This window comes from Enterobacter sp. 186315, assembly GCF_053290175.1.
The window spans coordinates 1-9628 of record NZ_JBPTTK010000041.1 but is presented as its reverse complement, the minus strand read 5'-3'; the positions used below and the strand labels follow the sequence as shown (position 1 = coordinate 9628).

General features: G+C 52.2%; 7 protein-coding genes and 1 pseudogene. 3 read left to right on the top strand and 5 right to left on the bottom strand.

Annotated elements, in window-relative coordinates; all coding sequences use genetic code 11:
* Nucleotides 1–2 precede the first annotated feature (2 nt).
* A complete protein-coding gene (locus ACSVHP_RS22655) occupies nt 3–59 on the top strand; it encodes an IS1 family transposase (protein ID WP_003032489.1) in 57 nt (18 codons plus the stop codon).
* A gap of 14 nt (nt 60–73) precedes the next feature.
* Here the strand turns inward: ACSVHP_RS22655 and ACSVHP_RS22650 are convergent.
* The 4 genes and pseudogenes from ACSVHP_RS22650 to lacI all read right to left on the bottom strand — a co-directional run.
* Nucleotides 74–214 (bottom strand): annotated as a pseudogene (locus ACSVHP_RS22650) (maltose acetyltransferase domain-containing protein); the annotation flags it as partial.
* 65 nt (nt 215–279) lie between these two features.
* A complete protein-coding gene (gene lacY / locus ACSVHP_RS22645) occupies nt 280–1533 on the bottom strand; it encodes a lactose permease (protein WP_088221856.1) in 1254 nt (417 codons plus the stop codon).
* A 51-nt stretch (nt 1534–1584) separates the two neighbouring features.
* Nucleotides 1585–4659 carry a beta-galactosidase gene (gene lacZ / locus ACSVHP_RS22640; protein ID WP_103793520.1) on the bottom strand — a complete coding sequence of 1025 codons (3075 nt, stop codon included), beginning with the start codon at nt 4657–4659 and terminating at the stop codon, nt 1585–1587.
* A gap of 121 nt (nt 4660–4780) precedes the next feature.
* The gene (lacI, locus tag ACSVHP_RS22635) at nt 4781–5863 is read right to left on the bottom strand and encodes a DNA-binding transcriptional repressor LacI (protein WP_016809493.1); all 1083 of its coding nucleotides are present in this window, start codon (nt 5861–5863) and stop codon (nt 4781–4783) included.
* 693 nt (nt 5864–6556) lie between these two features.
* Between lacI and ACSVHP_RS22630 the strand changes: the two genes are divergently transcribed.
* A complete protein-coding gene (locus tag ACSVHP_RS22630; protein WP_103793519.1) occupies nt 6557–7102 on the top strand; it encodes a hypothetical protein in 546 nt (181 codons plus the stop codon).
* Between the two features lie 46 nt (nt 7103–7148).
* Nucleotides 7149–7643, top strand: coding sequence for a PBECR2 nuclease fold domain-containing protein (locus ACSVHP_RS22625; protein WP_058663152.1), 495 nt, complete (start codon nt 7149–7151; stop codon nt 7641–7643).
* A gap of 242 nt (nt 7644–7885) precedes the next feature.
* On the opposite strand, the gene ACSVHP_RS22620 is transcribed toward ACSVHP_RS22625, so the two are convergent.
* Complete coding sequence (locus ACSVHP_RS22620) at nt 7886–9544, bottom strand: NikB (RefSeq protein ID WP_103793518.1); 1659 nt, start codon at nt 9542–9544, stop codon at nt 7886–7888.
* Nucleotides 9545–9628 lie beyond the last annotated feature (84 nt).

The following is a 9628-nucleotide window of genomic DNA, read 5'->3' as shown; positions in this document are numbered from 1 at the left end:
CGGTGGAGCTGCATGACAAAGTCATCGGGCATTATCTGAACATAAAACACTATCAATAAGTTGGAGTCATTACCCTTTTTTCAACTTCTGATGGAAGCGAGTGATTGAACTCATACATTAATGTTTTCCCACGAAGTCTTTTTTCAGGTAAGCCTTCGCACATATCGGTAAATAGCTTGCCTGCTTTTATTTTTTCTGTCATCGACATGTTCATTTTTAACATTCCGTCCTGATAAGTTGGTCGGATAAGGCGCTCGCGCCGTATCCGACATTAATTTCTTAAGCGACTTCATTCACCTGGCGACGCAGCAGGGAAAGTGGGCCGGGGCCGCTAAGCGTGAACACGGAAATTAAGGTGAAGCCCAGCGCCACCAGACCCAGCACCAGGTAAGCGCCCTGGAAACCGATGCTTTCATACATATTGCCCGCCAGAATAGACATAAAAATCATCGCCAGTTGCTTAAAGAAGCAGAAACAGACCAGATAAATCGTCGCTGAAAAACGCACTTCAAACTGGCTGGTAATATATTTAAAGCAGCCCACCAGCAGGAACGGTACTTCAAACATATGCAGCGTTTTCAGAATAACCACTTCCAGTGCTGAGGTAGCGAACGATGAGCCAATAATACGTACTGACATAATAGTGCCTGCCAGCAGCAGGGCGTTTTTCCCACCGATGCGATTAATGATCAGCGGCGCAAAGAACATAATCGAGGCGTTAAGTAATTCGCCCATTGTCGTTACGTAGCCAAATACCCGCGTACCCTGTTCACCGTTGGCAAAAAAAGAAGTAAAGAAATTAGCAAACTGTTGGTCAAAAACATCGTAGGTGCAGGAGACGCCAATAACATACAGTGACAAAAACCACAGTTTTGGCTGTCTGAACAGTTCCAGCGCCAGCTTAAGGCTAAATGCCGAATGGTTGGCACCTACCGCATTGGCAACCGTGGCGGAAGAGGGCGCATCTGTTTTGGCGAAAAAGAGCAAAACGGCGAGGATGAATGCACAGCCAGAACCCAGCCAGAAAACAAACTGATTATTGATGGTAAACATGATGCCGACAATCGAGGCACACATCGCCCAGCCAACACAGCCAAACATCCGCGCGCGACCAAATTCGAAATTACTACGACGGCTGACTTTCTCGATAAATGCCTCTACTGCTGGCGCACCGGCGTTAAAACAAAAGCCAAGATAAATACCACCAACAATCGCTCCTACTAAAATGTTGTATTGTAACAGTGGCCCGAAGATAAAAATAAAGAACGGCGCAAACATCACTAACATGCCGGTAATAATCCACAGCAGGTATTTTCGCAGTCCGAGTTTGTCAGAAATCAGACCAAACAGCGGTTGGAATAATATCGAGAACAGAGAAATAGCGGCAAAAATAATACCCGTATCACTTTTGCTGATATGGTTGATGTCATGTAGCCAAATCGGGAAAAACGGGAAGTAGGCTCCCATGATAAAAAAGTAAAAGAAAAAGAATAAACCGAACATCCAAAAGTTTGTGTTTTTTAAATAGTACATAATGGATTTCCTTACGCAAAATACGGGCAGACATGGTCTGCCTGGTTATTATTATTTTTGACACCAGACCAACTGGTAATGGTAGCGACCGGCGCTCAGCTGGAATTCCACCGACACTGACGGGCTCCAGGAGTCGTCGCCACCAATTCCCATATGGAAACCGTCGATATTCAGCCATGTGCCTTCTTCCGCGTGCAGCAGATGGCGATGACTGGTTTCCATCAGTTGTTGTTGGCTGTAGTGGCTGATGTTGAACTGGAAGTCGCCGCGCCACTGGTGTGGGCCATAACTCAATTCGCGCGTCCCGCAGCGCAGACCGTTTTCGCTCGGGAAAACGTACGGAGTATACATGTCTGACAATGGCAAGTCCCAGCGGTCAAAACAGGCCGCAGTAAGACGGTCGGGATAATTTTCTTGCGGTCCTAATCCGAGCCAGTTTACTCGCTCTGCGACCTGCGCCAGCTGGCAGGTCAGGCCAATCCGCGCCGGATGCGGCGTATCGCTTGCCACTTCAGCATCAACGGTAATCGCCATTTGACCACTACCATCAATCCGGTAAGTTTTCCGGCTGATAAATAAGGTTTTCCCCTGATGCTGCCACGCGTGGGCGGTCGTAATCAGCACCGCGTCGGCAAGTGTATCTGCCGTGCACTGCAACAACGCTGCTTCGGCCTGGTAATGGCCCGCCGCCTTCCAGCGTTCGACCCAGGCGTTAGGGTCAATGCGGGTCGTTTCACTTACGCCAATGTCATTATCCAGCGGTGCACGGGTGAATTGATCGCGCAGCGGCGTCAGCAGTTGTTTTTCATCGCCGATCCACATTTGTGAAAGAAGACCTGACAACCGGTTAAATTGCCAACGCTTATTACCAAGTTCGATGCAAAAATCCGTTTCGCTGGTGGTCAGTTGCGGGATGGCGTGGGGCGCGGAGGGTTGTGTCACGCTGAGGTTTTCCGCCAGACGCCATTGCTGCCAGGCGCTGATGTGCCCGGCTGCTGACCATGTGGTCGCGTTCGGTTGCACTACGTGAACCGTTAGCCAGAGTTGCCCGGTGCTCTCCGGCTGCGGTAGTTCAGGCAGTTCAATCAACTGTTTTCCTTGTGGAGCGACATCCAGAGGCACTTCACCGCTTGTCAGCAGCTTGCCATCCAGCGCCACCATCCAGCGCAGGAGCTCGTTATCGCTATGACGGAACAGGTATTCGCTGGTCACTTCGATGGTTTGCCCGGATAAACGGAACTGGAAAAACTGCTGCTGGTGTTTTGCTTCTGTCAGCGCTGGATGCGGCGTGCGGTCTGCAAAGACCAGACCGTTCATGCAGAACTGGCGATCGTTCGGCGTATCGCCAAAATCACCGCCGTAAGCCGACCACGGGTTGCCGTTTTCATCATATTTAATCAGCGATTGATCGACCCAGTCCCAGACGAAGCCGCCCTGTAAACGGGGGTATTGACGAAACGCCTGCCAGTATTTAGCGAAGCCACCAAGACTGTTACCCATTGCGTGGGCATATTCGCAAAGGATCAGCGGACGCAGTTCTCCAGGCAGCGAAAGCCATTTTTTGATGGACCATTTCGGCACAGCCGGGAAGGGCTGGTCTTCATCCACACGCGCGTACATCGGGCAAATAATATCGGTTGCGGAGGTGTCGGCTCCGCCGCCTTCATACTGTACCGGGCGGGAAGGATCGACAGATTTAATCCAGCGATAGAGCGCATCGTGATTAGCACCGTGGCCTGATTCATTCCCCAGCGACCAGATGATCACACTCGGGTGATTACGATCGCGCTGCACCATTCGCGTTACGCGTTCGCTCATCGCGGGTAGCCAGAGCGGATCATCGGTCAGACGATTCATTGGCACCATGCCGTGGGTTTCAATATTGGCTTCATCCACCACGTACAGGCCGTAGCGGTCGCACAACGTGTACCACAGCGGATGATTCGGATAATGCGAACAGCGCACGGCGTTAAAGTTGTTCTGCTTCATCAGCAGGATATCCTGCACCATCGTCTGCTCATCCATGACCTGACCATGCAGAGGATGATGCTCGTGACGGTTAACACCGCGAATCAACAACGGCTTGCCGTTCAGCAGCAGCAGGCCATTTTCAATCCGCACCTCGCGGAAACCGACATCGCAGGCTTCTGCTTCAATCAGCATGCCGTCGGCGGTGTGCAGTTCAATCACCGCACGGTAGAGATTCGGGATTTCGGCGCTCCACAGCGCCGGTTTTTCGACGTTCAGACGTAGCGTGACGCGATTGGCATAACCGCCACGCTCATCGATAATTTCACCGCCGAAAGGCGCGGTGCCGCTGGCGACCTGTGTTTCACCCTGCCACAAAGAAACCGTCACCCTCAGCTCATCGCGCAGCACGCCGTACATCTGAACTTTTGCCTCCAGTACAGCGCGGCTGAAATCATCATTAAAGTGAGTAACAACATGGAAATCGCTGATTTGTGTGGTCGGTTTGTGCAGCAACGAGACGTCACGGAAAATGCCGCTCATCCGCCACATATCCTGATCTTCCAGATAATTGCCGTTACTCCAGCGCAGCACCATCACCGCGAGGCGGTTTTCTCCGGCGTGTAAAAATGCGCTCAGGTCAAATTCAGACGGCAAACGACTGTCCTGTCCGTAACCGACCCAGCGCCCGTTGCACCACAAATGAAACGCCGAGTTAACACCATCAAAAATAATTCGCGTCTGGCCTTCCTGTAGCCAGCTTTCATCAATATTAAATGTGAGCGAGTAACAACCCGTCGGATTCTCCGTGGGAACATACGGCGGATTGACCGCAATGGGATAGGTCACGTTGGTGTAGATAGGCGCATCGTAACCGTGCATCTGCCAGTTTGAGGGGACGATGACAGTATCGGCGTCAGGAAGATCGCGCTCCAGCCAGCTTTCTGGTACCGCTTCTGGTGCCGGGAACCAGGCAAAGCGCCATTCACCATTCAGGCTGCGCGACTCTTGGGAAGGGCGATCGGTGCGAGCCTCTTCGCTATTACGCCAGCTGGCGAAAGGGGGATGTGCCGCAAGGCGATTAAGTTGGGTAACGCCAGGGTTTTCCCAGTCACGACGTTGTAATACGACGGCCAGTGAATCCGTAATCATTGTCATAGTTGTATCCTGTGTGAATTGTTATCCGCTCACATTTTCGCATAACATACGAGCCGGACACATAGAGTGTAAAGCCTGGGGTGCCTAATGAGTGAGCTGACTCACATTAATTGCGTTGCGCTCACTGCCCGCTTTCAAGTCGGGAAACTTGTCGTGCCAGCTGCATTAAGGAATCTGCCAACGTGCGGGGAGAGGTGGTTTGCGTATTGGGCGGTAGGGTGGTTTTTCTTTTCACCAGTGAGACGGGCAACAGCTGATTGCTCTTCACCGCCTGGCCCTGAGAGAGTTTCAGCAAGCGGTCCACGCTAGTTTTCCCCAGCAGGCGAAAATCCTGTTTGATGGTGGTTAACGGCGGGATATAACACGAGCTGTCTTCGGTATCGTCGTATCCCACTACCGAGATATCCGCACCAACGCGCAGCCCGGACTCGGTAATAGCGCGCATTGCGCCCAGCGCCATCTGATCGTTGGCAACCAGCATCGCAGTGGGAACGATGCCCTCATTCAGCATTTGCATAGTTTGTTGAAAACCGGACATGGCACTCCAGTCGCCTTCCCGTTCCGCTATCGGATGAATTTGATTGCGTGTGAGATATTTATGCCAGTCCGCCAGACGCAGACGCGCCGAGACAGAACTTAATGGACCGGCTAACAACGCGATTTGCTGGTGACCCAATGCGATCAGATGCTCCACACCCAGTCGCGTACCGTCTTCATGGGAAAAAATAATACTGTTGATGGGAGTCTGGTCAGAGACATCAAGAAATAGGGCCGGAACATTAGCGCAGGCAGCTTCCACAGCAATGGCATCCTCGTCATCCAGCGGATAGTTAATGATCAGACCACTGACGCGTTGCGCGAGAAGGTTATGTACCGCCGCTTTACAGGCTTCGACGCTGCTTCGTTCTACCATCGACACCACCACGCTGGCACCCAGTTGATCGGCGCGAGATTTAATCGCCGCGACAATTTGCGACGGCGCGTGCAGGGCCAGACTGGAGGTAGCAACGCCAATCAGCAACGACTGTTTGCCCGCCAGTTGTTGTGCCACGCGGTTGGGAATGTAGTTCAGCTGCGCCATCGCCGCTTCCACCTTTTCCCGCGTTTTCGCAGAGACGTGGCTGGCCTGGTTCATCACGCGGGAAACGGTCTGATAAGAGACACCGGCATACTCTGCGACATCGTATAGCGTTACTGGTTTCACATTTACCACCCTGAATTGACTCTCTTCGGGTGCTATCATGCCATACCACGAAATGTTTTGCGCCATTCGGAGGGGGCACGCCGAAGTGAGATTCAAAATGCCGACGTCAGTTTACAGGTGGGTAATGATACCAACGTGTTGATTTCGTATTTTCACTGACACCAGGATCATCCTGATGTTACAAGGATTGAATGACCACTACAAAAGCACTTCGCCGGGCTCATGAGGACATGGAAAATAAAAATGTGAACGGGAAAATTGTTTTTTCAGGGTTCTGATGAACAGGCCTGTCAGAGTAAAAAAAGATTCGGGTTCAGCACAATGCTGAATTCTGTCTGGCTATAGAGTAAGAATCGTACCGGAATTGAGCATTTACCCTCAGTACCTGCGGATGAAAAAGCAGTCTGCCCTGACATACTGAACAATCCCTTCTCATAAGATGCCTCTCTTTTGCTGTTTAAAGAGCTGAGCAGTCCGGGCGGAGACTGACCTCGTTCCGCTTTCCAAGCGACCCCCTTGTTGAAAGTGCGACAAAAGAGATAGGGCGAATGACTATACTTCGCTCATAGCTGCCCGTCATGCCAGCTCAAAAAATAGGCTTAACGTAGGATATTTTCCGTTTTCCAAGCGGCCCCCTTTTACCCCCTGCACAGTGCAAACACGACCAAAGGGTTTATTGAAGGAGTTGGGATCGTGGCCGTTGCCCGGACGGAGGCCGAGGCCATTCGCCTAATCCTGCCCCGTCCGGAAAACCATCCCGCCGCAAAAAGAAGTCAAGAGGAGAGCCGTGGAAAGCGATCGCCACCTTCCTGGCGGCTGGCCAACCGCCAGGAAGCGCACAACCTGATGACAGAATATGACATGGACCGCCGCGGGCGTGAAAAAAGTCTGTGGGAGGAAGCACTGGAAGTTATCAAAACCACAACCATGGCAGAACTTACCTTACGCTATATCACGCTCAACAAACCTGAGACTGATGAAACAGCCGCACCGGAAGCGATGATACCTACAGATGCAATTCTGCGTAATATTAGCCTTCCGGAGATAGCGGCCAGGACATCGCTCAAACAACAATTATTCGAACCCAGCAGGGCTCCGCCTCAGTTAAGTGGCCGAATCTTTCTCGTTGATAAAAAAAGGCCGCTTGCGCGGCCTTTTTTCTTTAATTATCTTATGCCTGCTTCTGCCTTGCCTTCGGTGTTATTCGGTCTGCCTGTTCTGGCGACCCGGGAAGTGTAATGATATCCTGCTCATCTGCGTATAAATGGCGGATTTAACAATAAGAATGGCTAAAGCTCTCAATGGATTACCAACCTTTAAAGATTTGGACCTGAAAGACCTCAGGAACCTTGAAGCTGAAGAACGTCGTGATCAACCAGAAGAGATCGTCGCAGGGAGTACAGCTGAAGAAGCCCTGGCGTTCCTGGAAGCACATATGGGTTTCAGCTCGCCAGAAATGTCTGCAGTTATTAAGGCAACGCATATAGGAAACATGTGTATTGTACGCGATAAGCTTGCCCACATTGTGGAGAAGCGCGTAGACGCACGTGAACGTTACGTAAAGCTGGCACTCGACACACTTGAGCATCCCTACGAGATATGGGAAACAATGTATGACGATGAAATGGTGCGTTATATCTTTATCGGCACATACAAGCAGAGGCAGCAAATGCTGGTAGTTGTTGCACCCTGGGATGGAAAGGTTCTCTGGAACTTTATGCACACAGAAGCAAAGGGGCTGAACAAACACCGCAGAGGGAAGTTGCTGTATTGCAGATAACAAAAAGCCGCAATGATGAACACTGCGGCTAATAATGTTGTCTTTTTATATTAAACACCTTCAGACTAAAGGTGCTGAGGTCTCACCCAGGCACAGAAGTTAGGGCTTCTATGGGGTTCATCCACCAACTATTGCACCCTAATGCAGTTGGCTTCCCGCTCAAAAATAATATTACGCTAATATAAGTTAGTGTCAACCATGATGAATGGCTTGCGTAAAGAGGTTTAGTGCGCCTGCTCATGCTAACGCGGAGAAGGTGGCTTCCAGTCGTTACGTGGCTCATGTGAGATGTATGCCGGTGTATTCTGCTCCGCCTCTGCGTTACGGAAAAACGCTTCGCACTGCTCACGCATTCTGTCCACATCCGGTCGGCTGATACGGACCTGATCCTCTTCTCCCGCACGGTACACATTATACCAGCCCACCATCTCAGCAAGCGCCTGGTTAAACTGTATGTCATTCCCTTCCGGAGCAAAGCCCATCTTCGGGTCCCTGGCGAAAAGCACAGGGGATACCCGGTTTAGCTCACGCTGAAGGGACGCAAAATCACTGCCGTTTCTGAACACCACCCGATCGCCGTAATCGGTACAGACGTGCTGCCCGGTATCAGTATCGCTGAACCGGATGCTGCCGTTTTTCTGTAAGGCAGGCTTAAGGCCTGGCATATTGTAGTACAGCGGTGCGCTTCCCGGTTCGCAAAGCACCACGCAACGCTGGTTGGACGTCGACTGCGTATTATCATGACGACGATCCCGGTAATCCCATCCCCTCAGCTGCGATATCGCAGCCCTGTCACCTTTCAGCGCTTCCACTTCAACCCACTGCCGGTAAGACGGCGGATACCATTTCCCCTGCCCGATAAGCTCCAGTCGTTCCGCTTTCACACTCTCTTTCAGCGCAATGAGTGCCTGCATGCGCTGCAGCTCCGCAATGTGATAATGCAGCTTCCGCACGAGAGGATCGCGTTGCTGTGCGCGGATACGTGCCTTACGCATCCTGCACTCGTCATGTATCGCCTGCCAGCGTTCCCGGTTGTGTAAGTCCGGACGCTGCCAGTTCGCGCGCCAGGCTGAATAGCGGGCCTTCAGATCGTCGCGCGCTGCAGCGCGTGCTTCGCGACGCTGACGACGCAGTTCAGGATCACGTTTCATGCCCGGGATATCGCGGTCGCTGACGGCAAGCTCAGGGTTATAACGGCTCACCGGCGCAACGCGTTCAAAAATATCTGACGGCACACGAACAAACGCACCGGCATGCGGCTCTGCACGTACAAGCGTCAGATCAGGATGGACATGGCTTGCTTTAACCGGCGTCTGGTCGTGGTTATATGCGTCCATAACCACCAGGCCCTGCTTCTCACGCATCAACAGTAATCCCTGACGCGCCAGCAGTTCATGACCGCGCTCCCAGGTGAAATTCCCGCTGCTGATAAGCGCCTCTAAATCCTGACGGCAGTGTGATACCGCATAGCTCCACAGGCTTTCTTTGTCGGAGAAAATCTCACGTTTAAGCGCGCCCTGCGGACCCGAACCGGTGCGCAGTTTTGCCCATTCCCGATCGCTGACCGGGCGGGCTTTCAGTCCTCCGCCGGCAAAACGTTCCGCCGGAGGGACCTGGCGGAAAATGTCATGAGGAACAGGCTGCCACCCACCTTCATAGCTGTTCATGACCGCTTTCGTCAGGGCTGGCCAGACACGTTCAGCGCGTACGGGCGTACGCGTCTGATCGTAACCGTCACAGATAACAAGGCAGTCATGCTGCTCTTTCAGGTACAGACCGGAATGTGCCAGAAGCGTATGAACAGCCTGCATGGTGCGTTGCGCCGGGTCCTGATAAAGTGCGATAAGTGGCGCGCGCAGACGGGAGACAGCGTACTCATTCAGCGTCTCCGTTTCGGTCATGCGTCCAGGGCGGGACAGCATGGTAACGGTACGGCGAACTGTCGCTCAAGATGATTCGGGATAGCAACGTGCTCATGACCGCCA